Here is a 15,238-nt window from a genome sequence, read left to right on the forward strand (position 1 = left end):
CGACGTGACGAGCATTCTCGAACCGGCCAAGGACGGCGGAGCCCGCCCGACGACCGAGGCGGCCGCCAAGGGCCGCGGGCCGACCCGCCACCTGCGGGTCGCCGTCATCGGTACCGGGTTCTCGGGCCTGGGTACCGCCGTCCGGCTGCTGCAGTCGGGCATCGACGACTTCCTGGTGTTCGAACGGGCCGATGAGGTCGGTGGCACCTGGCGCGACAACAGCTATCCGGGTTGTGCGTGCGACGTCATGTCCCACCTGTACTCGTTCTCGTTCGCCCGGAACCCGAACTGGAAGTCGACGTTCGCGTCCCGGGACGAGCTGTACGCCTACCTGCGCGACACCGCCGACCGGTTCGGCGTCCGTCCGCACATCCGGTTCCAGCACGAGCTGCTGGCCGCCCGCTGGGACGAGGGCGAGCGGCACTGGAAGATCGAGACCTCGCAGGGCGACTACACCGCGCAGTTCCTGGTGACGGGCACGGGCTACCTCAGCGAGCCGGCCGTGCCGAACATCAAGGGGCTGTCCGACTTCCAGGGCAAGGTCTTCCACTCCTCGCGCTGGGACCACGAGCACGACCTGACGGGCCGGCGCGTGGCCGTCATCGGTACGGGCGCCTCGGCGATCCAGTTCGTGCCGGCGATCCAGCCCGAGGTCGGGCACCTGGACCTCTACCAGCGCACGCCCGCCTGGATCGGCCCCAAGCCCGACAAGGCCAACAGCGAGCTGCAGACCAGGATGCTCCGCTCGTTGCCCGGCTACCAGCAGTTCCGGCGGGGCTTCAACATGTGGGGCCGGGAGGTCCTGGCCTTCTTCTTCAAGCGCCCCAAGCTCGCCGAGAAGGTCCAGAAGATGGCGAGCGACCACCTGGAGAAGTCGGTCAAGGACGAGGCGCTGCGCAAGCGCCTGACCCCGGACTACCTGGTGGCCTGCAAGCGGCTGCTGTTCTCCAACACCTGGTACCCGGCGATCCAGCAGCCCAACGTGGAGATCGTCACCGAGGGCATCGCGGAGGTCCGGGCGAACTCCATCGTCGGTACGGACGGCGTCGAGCGCGAGGTCGACACCATCATCCTCGGCACCGGCTTCCGGGCCACCGACCGGCCGGTCGCGCGACAGATCTGGGGCCGCGACGGCGTCCAGCTGCGCGAGGCGTGGAAGGACGGGATGTCCGCGCACCGCGGCACCACCATCGCGGGCTTCCCGAACCTCTTCATGATGCTGGGCCCGAACACGGCGCTCGGCCACTCCTCGCAGACCGTGATGATCGAGGCGCAGGTCCAGTACGTCGTGGACTCGCTCCAGCAGGCGCAGAAGCACGGCCTGTCGAGCATCGAGGTCCGCCGGGAGGCGCAGGACGCCTACAACCTGAAGCTCGACAAGCACCTCGACGGCACCGTGTGGATGTCGGGCGGCTGCAAGAGCTGGTACCTCGACGAGAGCGGCCGCAACACGTCCATCTTCCCGACCTACACCTGGCGCTTCCGCCGGGGCACCAAGCGCCTCGACCTGAGCGAGTACGAGCTCGCTTCCCAGGTACGCAGCACCAAGCCGGTACCTCACCAGTAGGAGACGTAGGCAGATGAGCAGCACCCACACAGACGCCGCGGGCAGCGCCGCCCAGCCGTCCCGCCGCCGGATCCTCGGCGGGATCGCCACCACGGCGGTCGCGGTCGTCGGCTGGAACGCCGTGTCCCAGACCTGGGCCACGGCCGCCGAGGCGGCGGGGAACACCGACGTCGTCCCGGTGCCGGGGCTGATCGGGACCCTGGAGACGGCGCCCGCGACGGTCGAGGGCTTCGGGCACGACTTCGGGCACCTCTTCGACGGTGCGGCGAGCAAGCCGTGGGCCGTCCTGCGGCCGGGCGGCACGGACGACATCGTCACGATCGTCAACTACGCCCGGGCCAACGGCATCCAGCTCGCCGTCAACGGCCAGGGCGGCACCGGCAGCGACATCGAGTCGCACTCGGTGTACGGCCAGGCCCGCGTCCCGGGCGGCATCTCCATCGACGCCAAGGGCATCTCGCGGATCCTGTCGATCGGCTCCGACCACGCGGTGGTCGAGGCCGGTGTGACCTGGGGGCAGCTGACCGACGCGACCCTCAAGGTGGGCAAGACCCCGCCGGCGCTCCCCGACTACCTGTACATCTCGGTCGGCGGGACCATCAGCATCGGCGGGATCGGCGGCACCGTGCAGCGGTACGGCCTGCTGTGCGACACCGTCCAGTCCATCGACATCGTCACCGGTGACGGCAAGCTGGTCACCGCGACGGCGCAGTTGCGGCCGGAGCTGTTCAACGCGGCGCTGTCGGGCGGCGGTCAGGTCGGCATCATCGTCCGGGCCACCGTCAAGCTGATCCCGGCGCCGAAGCGCTCGGTCATCTTCAGCCTGTTCTACGCGGACGTGGCGACGTACCTCGCGGACTCGGAGAAGGTCCTGGGCGACGGCCGCTTCCAGGTCCACGCGGGCGAGATGCTGCAGAAGCCGGACGGCTCGGGCTGGCGCTACAAGCTGGAGGTCGGCGCCACCTACAACACGACCCCGCCGGACCGCGCGAAGCTCCTGTGCGACCTGCACGACGTACGGGCGGACGCGATCATCGAGGACGTGTCGTTCCGGGACTACATGTTCCGGCTCGACGCCTACGAGGCGGTGCTGAAGGAGGGCGGCCACTGGTACACGCCCAAGCCGTGGCTGAGCATGTTCCTCCCCGCGTCGAAGACCAAGCAGTTCATGAAGCTGGTGGAGCAGGAGCTGGACGCGAACTCCCTCGGTGGCGGGTTCCTGCTCTTCTACCCGTTCTTCACCTCGAAGCTGAAGCGGCCGCTGGCGATGATGCCCAACGAGTCCGTGGTCTACCTCTTCGACCTGCTGCGCTTCCCCAACCCGGGCGAGCCCAACATCCAGGGCATGATCGACCAGAACCGCCGGCTGTACGACATCGCGGTGGGCCTGGGCGCCAAGCGCTACCTGGTGGGCTCGATACCGATGACGAACGCGGACTGGAAGAAGCACTTCGGCAACCGCTGGACCGGCTTCGTCAACGCCAAGAAGAAGTACGACCCGAAGAACATCCTCACCCCCGGTCAGGGCTTCTTCGCCTGACGGCGGGAGTCCTACCGGTAGGGGAGCACCGGCGGCGGGGGCGGGGGCGGGCTCCCCGCCCCCGCCGTTGCCTTTGCGCCCGTCCCGGGGAGGCCGCCCGTCGCCGGGGAGGCTCCCCGCCCCGCCGTTCCCTTTCCCCGTACCCACTGGAGGGTTTCGCCATGACGACCTACGACCGGATCGACGAGGCGGTGATCGACGCCCCGGCGCCCGCCGTCTGGGAGGCGCTCGTCGCGGAGCTGCAGGGCGCCAAGGAATGGTGGGTGCCGCACAACACCTTCGAGCTGCTCTCCGGCGCGGCCGACCGCGTCGGCGGCCGGGTCGCGGTGACCGTCCACACCAAGGGCTCCGACAACGGCGGCCTCAAGCTCCGCTTCACCCAGCGCACCGTCGCGGTGGACCCGGGCCGACGGCTGGACGTCGCGTACGTCGACGGGGTCTTCCGGGGGACCGCCTCCTTCCGGCTGGAGCCGCTGGTGGACGGCCGCACCCGGATCTCGATGCACTTCGTGGGCACCCCGAACGGCTTCCTGAAGGTCCTGTCCAAGGTCGCCGACCTGGGCGCGGAGCACTCCAAGGGGGCCCTGTCGGCCTTCGAGTCGCTCGACCGCAAGCTGGCGGCCCCGGTGGGTTCGGGGGCGCGGGGATGAGCGCGGCCATGGAGGCGTCCCTCGCCCGCGAGCTGAGCCGGGAGCTGACCGTACGGACGGACGACGGCGCGGAGCTGGCGGTGACCGTGCTGACCCCGCTGGCGGGCACGGCGCCGGCGGTGGACGTGGTCCTGGTGCACGGCTGGGCGCACACCCGGCGGGTCTGGGGCACGGTCACGGACCGGCTGATCCGGGCCGGGCACCGGGTGGTCCTGTACGACCAGCGCGGGCACGGGGCCTCCACGCTCGGCCGGACCCCGGTCTCGATGGAGCGGCTCGGCGCGGACCTGGCGTCCGTACTGGAGGAGACCGGCGCGCGCGGGGCGGTGGTGGTCGGCCACTCGGGCGGCGGGTTCGCGGCGCTGGCGTACGCCGCCCAGGACCCCGGGGCCGCGCGGCTGCACGGCCTGGTGCTGCTGGGGACGGCCGCGCACGGCCAGGACACCCCGGACAGCGAGGTCAAGATGATGGGCAACGCGCTCTTCTCCTGGGCGCTGCACCGGTCCTGGCTGGGCGGCAAGCTGCTCGGCTCGACGATGGGCAAGGGCGTGGACCCGGTCGCGCTGGACGTGAACCGGCAGTTGTTCGCGGCGACCGCCCCGCACGTGCGGGCGGAGTTCTTCCGCAGCACGCGGGGCTGGGACGCGCGCGCGGCGCTGAAGTCCGTACGGGTGCCCGCGGTGGTGCTGCACGGGGAGGGCGACAAGGTGATCGCCCCCGCGCTCGCCGAGATCCTCGCGCAGACCCTGCCGGGCGCCCGCTTCGAACCGGTCTCCGGCGCGGGGCACATGCTGCCCCTGGAGCGCCCGCTGCTGGTGGTCTCGGCGGTCGCGGAGCTCGCCTCGCGCCGATGATCGAGTCCCTGCTCCCCCCGGGCGTCGCGTCGTCGGAAGCCTTCGACGACGCGGCGCCCGCCCCCCTGTTCCCGGCCGAGGCCGCGCTGATGACGGGCCGGCGGGCGCGCCGCCACCGCCAGTTCGCGACGGCCCGGGCCTGCGCCCGGCGCTGCCTGGCCGACCTCGGGCACGCCCCCGTGGCGCTGCTCCCGGGCCCGGGCGGCGCCCCGGCCTGGCCGACCGGGGTGGTCGGCAGCATCACCCACTGCGACGGCTACCGCGCGGCGGTGGCGGACCACCGCGGCCGCACCGCGGCCCTGGGCATCGACGCCGAACCGGCGGGCCCGCTCCCGCCGGGCGTACTCGGCCTGATCACGTCCCCGGCGGAGCGCGCCCACCTCACCGACCTGACCGCGGCGGACCCCACCACCCCGTGGGAGCGCCTCTTCTTCTCGGCGAAGGAGGCGGTGTACAAGGCCTGGTACCCGGCCACGCACACCTGGCTGGGCTTCCGCCAGGCCACCCTGACCCTCTCCCCCACCGGCACTTTCACCTGCGTCCTCCACCCCCCACCGACGGCCCCGGCGCTGGACCCCCACTACACGGGCCGCTGGCTGTCGACCGCGGAGCTGGTGCTGACGGCGGTCCACCGGGCGGGGTGAGGGGCCCGCGGGGGCGCCTCGGCGATCTGACCGGAATGCGATGCCCGGGACGGTCCGGGACGGGCGCGGGGGCCGGCCCGGGGCCGTAAAGCCGGTGGGAACGTCGGTGCGATCTGATAGTTCTGCTCCCCTCACGAACTTCCCAGGGGGGATCCATCACCATGCACCGTGCCCGCTTACTCCTGACGGCCGCGCTGGCCCTGGGGCTCGGCCTGCCGGCCGCGGCGCCCGCCTCCGCGGCCGCCCAGGACCCGGCCGCGCCCCGGACCACCGCGCCGCGCACCGCTCCGACGCCCGGCTTCGCCGGCGAGGGCCGCTACTCCGACTGCGACACCGACCCGTACACCGGGAGCGGCGCGGGCTGGGTCGGCCTCGGCGACCTCGCGCTCCGTGTGAACACCAGCTCCCCGGCCGCCACTCAGCTGCGGACGGACTTCCAGCTGTGGGACACAGCGTACGGCGGCCCGCGCACCGACTACCCGACGTCCTGGGCGCCGCTGGGCGAGGCGCGCACGAACGTGCCCGGTGACCGCCTGGCGGACGGGGGCCAGTACGCCTGGCGCGCCCGCAGCACCGACGGCACGCTGACCGGCCCCTACACGGCCTGGTGCTACTTCCGCGTGGACCACACGCCGCCGACCGCCGAGATCACCACGGACGCTACGCCCAAGAAGGTCGGCCAGCTGGCCGGCTTCACGCTGCACGGCTCCGACACCGGCTCCGGGATCGCCTGCGCCCGCTGGACCACGGACACGGTCATGAGCGTCGGGTGGAAGTGCTCGGACGAGGCGACCGACAACCGCGTCGTGCGCCTCGTCGACGGCGCGGCCGAGATCAAGGTCAAGCCCGCGGGGTGGGGCAGCCAGAGCCTTCTGCTCCAGACGATGGACGAGGCGGGCAACGTCTCGCAGCCCGCGGCGCTGACGTACTACGCCCAGCCGTCCACCAACCCCGCTGCCTTCGGCGACATCGACGCCGACGGCACCCCGGACGTCCTGGTCCCCGACGCCGCGGGCAACCTCCGTACGGCGGGCTCCGATCCCCGGGCTCGTGCGAACGCCAACCGGCTGGCCGCTCCCGGCCGCGGCGGCAGTTGGGCGGGCGTCCAGTACACCCACCGCGGGAGCCTGGGCTTCCAGCAGGTCGACGACCTGCTGGGGCACGCACCGGGCGACACGTCGCTGTACTTGTTCCGCAACGACCAGACGGGCCTGTTCACCGATCAGTCCCCGATCGAGGTCCGCAAGCCCACCCAGTGCCTGAACCCGGCGGGCGAGGCCATCGACTGCGCGGAGCACGGCTACGGCGCCGACTGGGCGCAGGTCACCCAGGTCGCGGCCTTCGGTTCGCCCAGCGGGGACACGGCCGTCAACGGGATCCTGCCGAACACCTCCGTGCTCTTCGTCGAGAACGGCCGGCTGTGGTTGTCGCAGCGGGACTTCATCAACTCGCTCGCCCCCTCGGCCACCCTGCTCTCGGGCGGGCACCAGCTGTGGGCCGACTATGACCTGCTCACTCCCGGCCCCGCGCAGGGCACCGCGTTCCCGACCCTGTGGGCGCGCTCCCGGGCGAACGGCGAGGTCCGTGCCTTCTCCGTGAAGGGGACGGCCGAGGCGCCGGACTTCTCCGCCTTCGTCGACCCGTCCGAGGGCCGCGTCCTGGCCACGCTGCCGACCGGCGCCCACCCGCGGATCGGCGCCGACGGCGACCTCACCGGCGACCACCTGCCCGATCTGTGGTCCGCCGACGCCGCCGGCCGGATCACGGTCTTCCCCGGCGCGGGCACGGTCGGCCAGTACCCCACGGTGACGGGCTTCGCCCCGGCCTCCTGACGCGGGCCCCCGGCAGCCCCCCTCACGCCCCCAGGATCACCGTGCGCGGAGGCGCCGGGGCTTCCTGGGGGGTGTTGGGGGTGGTGCCCGTGCGGAATTCTTGGGGGCTTACGCCGCGGACGCGTTTGAAGGCCGTCGAGAGGGCGAAGGCGTTGCTGTAGCCGACGCGGCGGGCGACCGTGGCGACGGTGGCGTCCGGTTCGCGCAGGAGGTCGGCGGCCAGGGCCAGGCGCCAGCCGGTGAGGTAGGCGACCGGGGGTTCGCCGACGACCTCCGCGAAGCGGCGGGCCAGCGAGGCGCGGGAGACGCCGACCTTGAGGGCGAGTTCCTCGACGGTCCAGCCGTGGGCCGGGTTCTCGTGCAGCAGCCGCAGCGCCGGCCCGACCACCGGGTCGCTCTGGGCGCGGTACCAGGCGGGCGCGCCGCTGCCCGGGTCGGCGAGCCAGGTGCGCAGGATGCCGATCAGGAGCAGGTCCAGGAGGCGGTCCAGGACGATCTCCTGGCCCGGTTCGTCCTTGCCGATCTCCATCGCGAGCAGCCGGACCAGGGTGTCGTCGCCGGACGCGGCCGGCCGGACCAGGATCGTGGGCAGGGCGTTCAGCAGCCGGCGGCCGATCTCGCTGGGCGCCTGGTAGGTGCCGCTCAGCATGATGGCCGAGCCGTCGTCCTCGAAGGCCTCGCCCCAGGAGCGCACGCCCAGCGCCATGGTGTCGGTGACGTCCTCGCCCTCCTGCGTGTTGCAGCGCTGCTCCGGGCCCACGGTGATCTGGACCGGGGTGTCCGGGCTGTCGGAGACCGTGTACGGATCGGGGCCGCGTACGACGGTCAGGTCGCCGGGGCGGATCAGCACGGGCTCGCCCCGGTCCGGTACCAGCCACGCCTCGCCGCGCACCATCGTGACGACGGACAGCGGGGCCCGGTCCTCGACGCGCAGCGACCAGGGCGGGTTGAAGACGGACTTCAGGAGGAAGGCGCCGCGGGCCTTGGGGCCTTCCAGCAGACCGGTCAAAGTGTCCATCGCCCACGGACCTTCCTGGTTCGGGTGGATCCGAAGCGCCCGCTCCCCCGCGGGGGACGGAATCGAGAGCGGGCGCCGTTCACGGGGGTGGTGCCAGGCCCTGTCGGCCTACGCCGCCGAGCCGCGGCCGTGCAGGGTCAGTGCCCGGCCCAGCGCGGCGAGGGCCGCGGTGCAGGCGAGGGTGCGCACGAGGTTGCCGCTGGCCCAGCGGCCTCCGAAGCGGGACCTGGCAGCCCCGAAATCGGCTCCGGCGCGCGCCAGTTGGTTGTTCAGCGGGATGTTGATCGCCGCGGTCACCACCAGCGAGAGGGCGTAGAGCGCGAAGGCCGTCCAGCCCCAGCGCGCCGCGTCCGGTCGGCCGCCGCGCTGCTGCTGCGCGGCCGCGACGCCCGTGGCGAGGAAGGCCCCGAGGAAGAGCAGGCCGAACAGCCCGTTGTCGATGGCGTCGTTGATGTTCCGCATCGCGGTCACGTAGGTCTGGTCGTCACCGCGTCCCAGGCCCGGCATCACCGAGATGTCAAAGGCGAAGTACAGGCCGGCCATCAGGCCCGTGCTCACCGTCGCCGCCACCAGGGTGGCCGATTGGGTCGTCGTGCTCGTCACGTCAGGAGTCCCTTCAGTGTGCGCTCGTACCGCTTGCGCAACAGCGTCGCACCGATCAGCCGGACCGGCGGTGGAATGGTGGAGGACACGTGGGAGACGGACTCCCGACTCGCGCCGTCGAACATCCACGGCTGGAGGTACGTCATCACGCGCACCGGAGCGCTGGAGACGACCTTGCGCTCCTCCGCCAGGTAGGCCCGCTCCCCCAGTCGGTCGAAGACCGGGAAGACCACGCGCTCCTCGTCGCGCAGGTGACCGTGCAGGATCTCCTCGAACGCCTTGGCGGCCGGGGCCAGGCCGTCGCCGCCGCGCCCCACGGCCGTGGACACCGCCGCCATCGCGGCGTCCAACTCCTCGTGGTCGTCGTGCAGTTCGCGGGCCTGCGCGTCGAAGTCGGCGTCCCGGCGGCGCAGCCCCGGCCACAGGACGTCGTCCTCGCTGGTGTGGTGCCACTCGATGACCTCGCGCAGCCGCTGCCACCACTCGGCGCCACCGCCCCGCCAGGCGGGCGCCGCCGCGCGCAGCCTCGCCGCGTCGCGCCGCATCGCGATGTGCATGAGCGCGAACCCGTGGAAGTGCGGCGGGAGCGCGGCCAGTCCGTTCTCGCTGGAGAAGGACGGTCGGGGGGTGCCGGTCATCGGGGCCTCCTGTCGGTGGGGGCGGGGCGTGCGGTCGTACGTACACCCCGGGCGGTCTCACGGGCACGCGGCCCGGGATGTACGTACGGCCCGGTCAGACGTTCCAGACCCCGGTCGCCGCCGCCTCGCGGGCGAAGTCGGCGAAGTCCTTGGGCTTGCGGCCCAGGGCCTCCTCGACCCCGTGCACCAGGTGCGCGTTGCGGCCGTCCAGGATCATGGTGAACAGGTCGGCGAACTCCTCCGGGAGGTCGTTCTCCCGCAGGACGGCGCGGTACTCCTCGTTGGTGACCGAGATGTACTTGATCTCCCGGCCGGTGGCCTTGGACAGTTCCGCCGCGACGTCGGTGTAGCTGAGCAGCCGCGGACCGGACAGCTCGTAGGTCTTGCCGATGTGCTTGTCGTCGGTCAGGGCGGCCACCACGACGTCGGCGATGTCGTCGACGTCGACGAAGGCCTCCACCGCGTCCCCGGTCGGCAGGGCGATCTCGCCGGCCAGGACGGGCTCCAGGAAGAAGCTCTCGTTGAAGTTCTGGTTGAACCAGCTGGACCGCACCACGGTCCAGTCGGCGCCGGAGGCCTTGAGGTTGTCCTCGCTGACCTCCGCGGCCTCCTCGCCCCGGCCCGAGAGCAGCACCAGGCGGCGCGCGCCGCTCGCGACGGCCAGCTTGGAGAACTCACCGACCTGCTCGGCGGCACCCGGGAAAGCTAAGTCCGGGTAGTAGGTCACGTACACCCGGTCGACGCCCTCCAGGGCCGCGGTCCAGGTGTCCGGCTGGTTCCAGTCGAAGGCCGGCTCACCATGGCGCGATCCGACCCGTACCGGAAGCCCCTGGGCGGCGAGTTTTTCGGCGACGCGGCGACCGCTCTTTCCGGTGCCTCCGATGACGAGGGTGATCTGCGCGTTCTGCGTGTTCTGCGTGTTCTGAGTCATGAGTACAGTCAAGTCCAGTCTCGCGAGACGGGCCATAGCCACGAAGCTCGCCTCCATACGCGTGCGTCTACGGCCTGGGCCCGCGACAGGGGGCGTGGAGTACGTGGCGGCGGCGGGAACCCTCGAATCGTAGGCATGCCTTACCCCGCCCTGCCACAGCCTCCCCAGCCCCCCTCGACCCCGCCTTGAGCCGTCGCCGAGCGACTCCCGAAGCGATCCCCGGCGACGTGCGAGCGACTCCCGCGCCGGCCTCCCCGCGCACCTCCACCCGGTCCCCGACGCTCCCCCAGCGACCTTCCACCCGGCCTGGACGCGTTCTGTACGCCGGGACTTGAGTGATCCTCCGGCGCGCGCCGACACCATCGGGCCGTGGAAGACCGCAGCGAGGTCCGGGAGGCCCCATGAACCCCACTCCGGAGCATCCGGAGCTCGACCAGTTGTCCGCCGACCTCGGCGGTCTGCTCGGCCGGATCGGGCTCGACCCGGCCGCACGACCGCCGGAACGACGGGACCGCATCGACGCGCGCTTCGCGACGGTGGCCGCCCGCCACCCGGTGCGGATCGCCGCGCGCGATGCCGAGGAGCAGGCGACCTACCTCGAACTGGACTGGCTCGCCGACGAGATCGCGCGCAAGCTGTCGGGGCGCACGGGGCCGGGGCTCGCGGTCGCGGTGCGCGCCCGGCGCTCGTGCATGTCGGCGGGCGCCGTCGTGGGCGCGCTGCGCTCGGGGGCGGCCGTACTCCCGCTGGAGCCCGGTCACAACGCGGGGCTCCAAGAATTCTTGATGCGGGACGCCGGTGCGTCGCTCGTCGTTTCGGACAGCGGACTGCTGCGCGACGAGATCCCCGTGGCGAAGGCCGGCCCCTTCGTCATCGCGACCCGCCCGCGGGGCGCCGGCACACCGCGCGAACTCCCCCAGGATTCGGCCTTCCTGGCCCTCCCCTCCGGCGGCGGCAACCCCGGCCGGGCGCTGTCCGTGGACCCGGTGACGCACGGGGAGGTGCTGTCCTGGGTGGACAGCATCGTTCCGCTGTTGGAGGCGGGGCCGCAGGAGGTGTGGACGTCCTTCCACTCGCTGAGCCTGGACCTCGGCATGCGCGAGATGTGGGGGCCCCTGCTCTCGGGCGGCCTCGCGGTGGTCGTCGACCAGGACACCGGGGCGGACGCCCGCGAGTTCGCCGAGCTGCTGGAGGACCAGGAGGTGACGGTGCTGACACAGCTGCCCTCCGGCTTGGCGCGGCTCACCGGGGCCGCCGCGCGCGGGACGACGCTGCCCGCGCTGCGGCACGTACTGCTGTCGGACGAACCGGTGGAGGAACGGGTGCCCGCCGCCTGGCGGGCCTCGGGGATCGCGCCGTGGGCCGTGGTGTGGGAGGTCTCGGGATCACCCACCGTGCTGTGAGCCGAGGACGCCTTACGGTGCGGGGGCGTGGCGGCGGTCGAGGGCGCGGGCGATCCGTGCTTCGAGCGCGGTGCGACGGTCCGGCCACTCCGCCGCCGTGATCGAGAAGATCGCGGAGTCACGGAGCCGCCCCTCCTCGCCCGGCGCCCAGGACCGGGACCAGTTGCGCAGCACGCCCTCGAACCGGGCGCCGACCCCCTCGATGGCCGCGCGCGAACGTCCGTTGCGCGCGTCCGTCTTGAGGTCGACCCGGTCCACGCCCCACTGCTCGAAGGCGTGCCGGAACAGCAGGTACTTGGCCTCCGCGTTGATCCCCGTGCCCTGGGCCGACGCCGCGAGCCAGGTGAAGCCGATCTCGATCGCGGACAGGCCCCCGTCCGGGAGGTAGCGCCGCGGGTCCAGGTAGGCCGTGGCCCCGACCGCCCGGCCCGACGCCCGGTCGACCTGCACGTACGGGACCACCGTGCCGTCGGCGGCCCGACCGAGCTGCGTGTCGACGTACCCCTCGACCTCGGCGGCCGTGGGCACCCACGTGAAGCCGTAGGAGCTCCGCTCCCCCGTCACCGCCGAGGCGAGATCCGCCGCGTGGCGGCGCTCCAGCGGTTCCAGCCGCACGAGCGCGCCCTCCAGAGCCGGTCCTTGCAACGTAGAACTCATCGATCACCACTCCTGTGCGGCTGCGCCACGGGCTCCGCGGAGCGCGGCCGCGCGCCCCGGACCTGCAGGGTTCCAGAGCGCCCGGCGCCTTGTCGCGCACATTAAACACGGTGGGACCTCAGACGTTCCCCAGGCCACCGCACACGTTCAGCGCCTGCGCCGTGATGGACGCGGCGAGGTCCGTGGTCAGGTACCCGACCAGGCCGGCCACCTCCTCGGGGGTGGAGTAGCGCCCCAGCGGGATCCGCGCCTCGAACTGCTCCTGCACGTACTCCTCGGTGGTGTCCCACACCTGCGCGTAACCGCTGCGCACCAGGGCCGCGGTGGGCGTCTCGACGTACCCGGGGCAGACCGCGTTCACGGTGACCCCGAGCGGGGCCAGTTCCTTGCCCAGCGCCTTCGTGAAGCCGACGACGGCGTGCTTGGCGGCGGAGTAGGGGGCGCCGAGCAGGACGCCCTGCTTGCCTGCGGTGGAGGCGATGTTGATGATCCGGCCCCAACTCGCGGCGGCGAGCCCGCCCCGGGCGAGCACCTCGCGGGTGACGAGGAAGACGCTGTTGAGGTTGGTGTCGATGACCTCGTGCCACAGCTCGTCGGTGAGGTCGGCGGTCGCACCGCCACCGCTGCGGCCCACGTTGTTGACGAGGACGGAGATCGGCTCGTCGAAGGCCAGGGTGGCCGCCGCCACCAGCTCCGCCACCGACGCGCGGTCGCGCACGTCGGCCGCCGTGCCCTCCACGTCCAGCCCTTCGGCCCGCAGGTCCTCGACGGTCTGCTTCACGGCCGCCTCCGTGCGCGCGCAGAGGAACACCCGGTGCCCGCGCGCACCGAGGTCCCTGGCGATGGCCAGTCCGATCCCGCTGGTCGCTCCGGTGACCAGCGCCACGGGCCGTTCGGGGGCTCTTCTCGTCTCCGTCGGCTGTGCCTTCATCGGGGCGCCCTCCCATGCTCGCGTTGACGAGACGACGTTCGCCGAGGGGACTCGGGGCCCACCGGAAGAGGGATGGAGGAACGGCTGCGCGGGCGGGGCCGGTACCCCCGGCGCCGCCGGCTCCGATATCGCCTGGCGGCTGCGCCGCAGGTCGGGCAGGGTGACGGGTGATGAACGACGACGATGTGCCGCCCTACGCCCCCCACGACTGCGTCGAGGGCCTGCTGCAACGGGGGCGCGGGCTGGGCGCGGTCCGTGCGCTGGAGGGGCCCGGCGAGGCCGCGCCCTTCGTCCACGACGGCATCCGGCGCGACTGGCGTTGGGACGGCACGGACGAACGCGCCCGCTACCTGGCCGGGTTGGTCAAGGACCTGGGGCTGGACCGCGGCCCGGTCGTGGAAGTGCTCGGCGGGGACGAGCGGCAGTGCGAGCGGGCCACCGCGGTGCTGGAACTGCTCGCCCTCGGCGGCTGCGACGAGGCGCGGGAGGCACTGCGCCAGTACGTCCGGCGGGGCCCGCACTGGGTCACCGTGCTGGAGACGGTCGCCGGGAGCTGGCCTCCGCGGTGGTGGGAGGACCTGGGCGCGGTCGCGCGGGCCCGGATCGGCGCGGAGCCCGAGCTTCCGTGGTTCACCGAGCCGTGGACCCGCTTCGGCATCGAGGTCCAGCGCTCGGACCCGGGTCCGGTCGCCCACGACCTCAGCGGCCTGACGGACGGCGAACTGCTCGACCTGCTGGCCGGGGCCCGGCCGCCGGCCGACGGCCGGGCCCCGGCCCTGCGCGAGCTGTCCCGCCGGGATCCCGTGGAGGGGCTGATCCCGCTCGTGCCCTCGCTCACGGTCCCCGGCGGCGGCCGCCCCCTGCCGCTGCTCCGACGGGCCGTCAACCACCTCGGCCCCCTCGCCGTACCGGCCGCCCGCCGCTGGGTGGACGACGAGCGGGAGTGGCTGGCCCAACTCGGCGCGGAGGTCCTCGCCGACCACCTCGGCCCGGAAGTGATACCGATCCTCGTGGCCGAACTCGCCGACCAGTGGCGGGCCCGCGCCTGGTGCGGCCCCGACACCACGGCGAAGCGGCTGGCCCGCTTCGGGCCGGAGGCCGTCGAAGCGGTGCCGGTCCTGCGCCGGTTCTGGCTGCGCACCCCGCATTCGTACGAGCGGGCCGCCTACTTGGAAGCACTGGCCGCCATCGAACCGAGCGGCCTCGACCGCGCCCACACCGAGTCCCTCTGGGACTGCGAGGAGCGCTCACGGCTGCTGGGCATCACCCACGCCCCGTCGCGCCCCGACGTCCTGGAACGGATCACGGCGCTGCGCGACGACCCGATGGAGACCCCCGAGGTGCGGGCCGCCGCCGCGGCCCGACTGGCCGCCCGGGAGGCGACCCCGCCGGTGTGACGCCCCCGCTCGACGGGCGGCGGAAGTCGACGCCCTAGCCCTGTGGCGCGGACCGCGCCGAGCGGTAGCCCGGGTGGACGCCCGGAGTCAGGCCCTGAGCGGCCGCCAGCCGGCCGAGCAGGGAGGTCAGTTGCTCGTGTTCCGCCGCCGACAGGGGCTCGCAGAGCTGCTGTTCGTGCGCCGTCGCCACCTCGCGCAGATCGGCCAGCAGGGCGGTTCCGGCGGCGCCGAGGAACAGTGCGTACAGCCTCCGGTCTTCGGGGTTGCGGCGGCGCTCGATCAGTCCGCGCGCCTCCAGGTCGTCGGCGAAGGCCACGAAGCGGCTCGGGGGCATGCCGAGGACGTCGGCCAGTTCACGCTGGCTGCGGCCCGGGTTGCGGGCCAGTAGGCGCAACAGCCCCGCCTGGGCCGGGGTCAGGCCGAGCGCGGAGACCCGCTCGGCGAAGCGGTCGGCCGCGTGCGCGCCGAGCTGGGCCAGCAGGAAGGCCACGCCGCCGTGCGGGCGCGGGCCGCGGCCACCCTCATCCGTCGTTCCCATGGGAAAACCGTAACAGCTTGACAATCGTTTCGATC

The 15,238-nt window shown here is 73.0% G+C and carries 15 protein-coding genes; 8 read left to right on the plus strand and 7 right to left on the minus strand.

Annotated features, from left to right (window positions below; all coding sequences use genetic code 11):
• Positions 1 to 4: 4 nt before the first annotated feature.
• The 6 genes from ACZ4UB_RS23850 to ACZ4UB_RS23875 all read left to right on the plus strand — a co-directional run bounded on the left by ACZ4UB_RS23850 (position 5) and on the right by ACZ4UB_RS23875 (position 7,087).
• The gene (locus tag ACZ4UB_RS23850) at positions 5 to 1,567 is read left to right on the plus strand and encodes a flavin-containing monooxygenase (protein WP_468072921.1); all 1,563 of its coding nucleotides are present in this window, start codon (positions 5 to 7) and stop codon (positions 1,565 to 1,567) included.
• Positions 1,568 to 1,580: 13 nt separating this feature from the next.
• A complete protein-coding gene (locus tag ACZ4UB_RS23855; RefSeq protein WP_468072923.1) occupies positions 1,581 to 3,107 on the plus strand; it encodes an FAD-binding protein in 1,527 nt (508 codons plus the stop codon).
• A 161-nt stretch (positions 3,108 to 3,268) separates the two neighbouring features.
• Positions 3,269 to 3,757, plus strand: a complete 489-nt coding sequence (locus ACZ4UB_RS23860; protein ID WP_468072925.1) for an SRPBCC family protein — start codon at positions 3,269 to 3,271, stop codon at positions 3,755 to 3,757.
• The gene (locus tag ACZ4UB_RS23865) at positions 3,754 to 4,611 is read left to right on the plus strand and encodes an alpha/beta fold hydrolase (protein WP_468072927.1); all 858 of its coding nucleotides are present in this window, start codon (positions 3,754 to 3,756) and stop codon (positions 4,609 to 4,611) included. Before ACZ4UB_RS23860 ends, ACZ4UB_RS23865 begins: the two co-directional genes overlap by 4 nt.
• Positions 4,608 to 5,255 (plus strand): 4'-phosphopantetheinyl transferase family protein, encoded by a 648-nt coding sequence (locus ACZ4UB_RS23870; RefSeq protein ID WP_468072929.1) that lies wholly within the window; start codon positions 4,608 to 4,610, stop codon positions 5,253 to 5,255. The genes ACZ4UB_RS23865 and ACZ4UB_RS23870 overlap by 4 nt, the downstream gene beginning before the upstream one ends.
• Positions 5,256 to 5,416: 161 nt before the next feature.
• Positions 5,417 to 7,087 (plus strand): hypothetical protein, encoded by a 1,671-nt coding sequence (locus tag ACZ4UB_RS23875; RefSeq protein WP_468072931.1) that lies wholly within the window; start codon positions 5,417 to 5,419, stop codon positions 7,085 to 7,087.
• 22 nt (positions 7,088 to 7,109) lie between these two features.
• Here the strand turns inward: ACZ4UB_RS23875 and ACZ4UB_RS23880 are convergent, their stop codons facing one another.
• The 4 genes from ACZ4UB_RS23880 to ACZ4UB_RS23895 form a co-directional block, all read right to left on the minus strand.
• Positions 7,110 to 8,105, minus strand: coding sequence for an AraC family transcriptional regulator (locus ACZ4UB_RS23880; RefSeq protein ID WP_468072933.1), 996 nt, complete (start codon positions 8,103 to 8,105; stop codon positions 7,110 to 7,112).
• Positions 8,106 to 8,213: 108 nt separating this feature from the next.
• Positions 8,214 to 8,708 carry an anthrone oxygenase family protein gene (locus tag ACZ4UB_RS23885; RefSeq protein WP_467962948.1) on the minus strand — a complete coding sequence of 165 codons (495 nt, stop codon included), beginning with the start codon at positions 8,706 to 8,708 and terminating at the stop codon, positions 8,214 to 8,216.
• Positions 8,705 to 9,346: a hemerythrin domain-containing protein gene (locus tag ACZ4UB_RS23890; protein ID WP_468072935.1), complete on the minus strand. Its 642-nt coding sequence runs from the start codon at positions 9,344 to 9,346 to the stop codon at positions 8,705 to 8,707. Before ACZ4UB_RS23890 ends, ACZ4UB_RS23885 begins: the two co-directional genes overlap by 4 nt.
• A gap of 94 nt (positions 9,347 to 9,440) precedes the next feature.
• The gene (locus ACZ4UB_RS23895) at positions 9,441 to 10,277 is read right to left on the minus strand and encodes an NmrA family NAD(P)-binding protein (protein WP_468072937.1); all 837 of its coding nucleotides are present in this window, start codon (positions 10,275 to 10,277) and stop codon (positions 9,441 to 9,443) included.
• A 401-nt stretch (positions 10,278 to 10,678) separates the two neighbouring features.
• Between ACZ4UB_RS23895 and ACZ4UB_RS23900 the strand changes: the two genes are divergently transcribed.
• On the plus strand, positions 10,679 to 11,680 hold the full coding sequence (locus tag ACZ4UB_RS23900) for an AMP-binding protein (RefSeq protein WP_468072939.1): 1,002 nt from the start codon (positions 10,679 to 10,681) through the stop codon (positions 11,678 to 11,680).
• Between the two features lie 12 nt (positions 11,681 to 11,692).
• Here ACZ4UB_RS23900 and ACZ4UB_RS23905 read toward each other — a convergent pair whose 3' ends face one another.
• Positions 11,693 to 12,337: a GNAT family N-acetyltransferase gene (locus ACZ4UB_RS23905; RefSeq protein WP_468072941.1), complete on the minus strand. Its 645-nt coding sequence runs from the start codon at positions 12,335 to 12,337 to the stop codon at positions 11,693 to 11,695.
• Between the two features lie 118 nt (positions 12,338 to 12,455).
• On the minus strand, positions 12,456 to 13,268 hold the full coding sequence (locus ACZ4UB_RS23910) for an SDR family NAD(P)-dependent oxidoreductase (protein WP_468072943.1): 813 nt from the start codon (positions 13,266 to 13,268) through the stop codon (positions 12,456 to 12,458).
• Positions 13,269 to 13,438: 170 nt separating this feature from the next.
• Here ACZ4UB_RS23910 and ACZ4UB_RS23915 point away from each other — a divergent pair, with 170 nt between their 5' ends.
• A complete protein-coding gene (locus ACZ4UB_RS23915) occupies positions 13,439 to 14,665 on the plus strand; it encodes a hypothetical protein (protein WP_468072945.1) in 1,227 nt (408 codons plus the stop codon).
• 34 nt (positions 14,666 to 14,699) lie between these two features.
• On the opposite strand, the gene ACZ4UB_RS23920 is transcribed toward ACZ4UB_RS23915, so the two are convergent.
• Complete coding sequence (locus ACZ4UB_RS23920) at positions 14,700 to 15,203, minus strand: MarR family winged helix-turn-helix transcriptional regulator (protein WP_468072947.1); 504 nt, start codon at positions 15,201 to 15,203, stop codon at positions 14,700 to 14,702.
• Between the last annotated feature and the right edge of the window lie 35 nt (positions 15,204 to 15,238).

The organism is Streptomyces sp. NPDC028419, assembly GCF_055565515.1.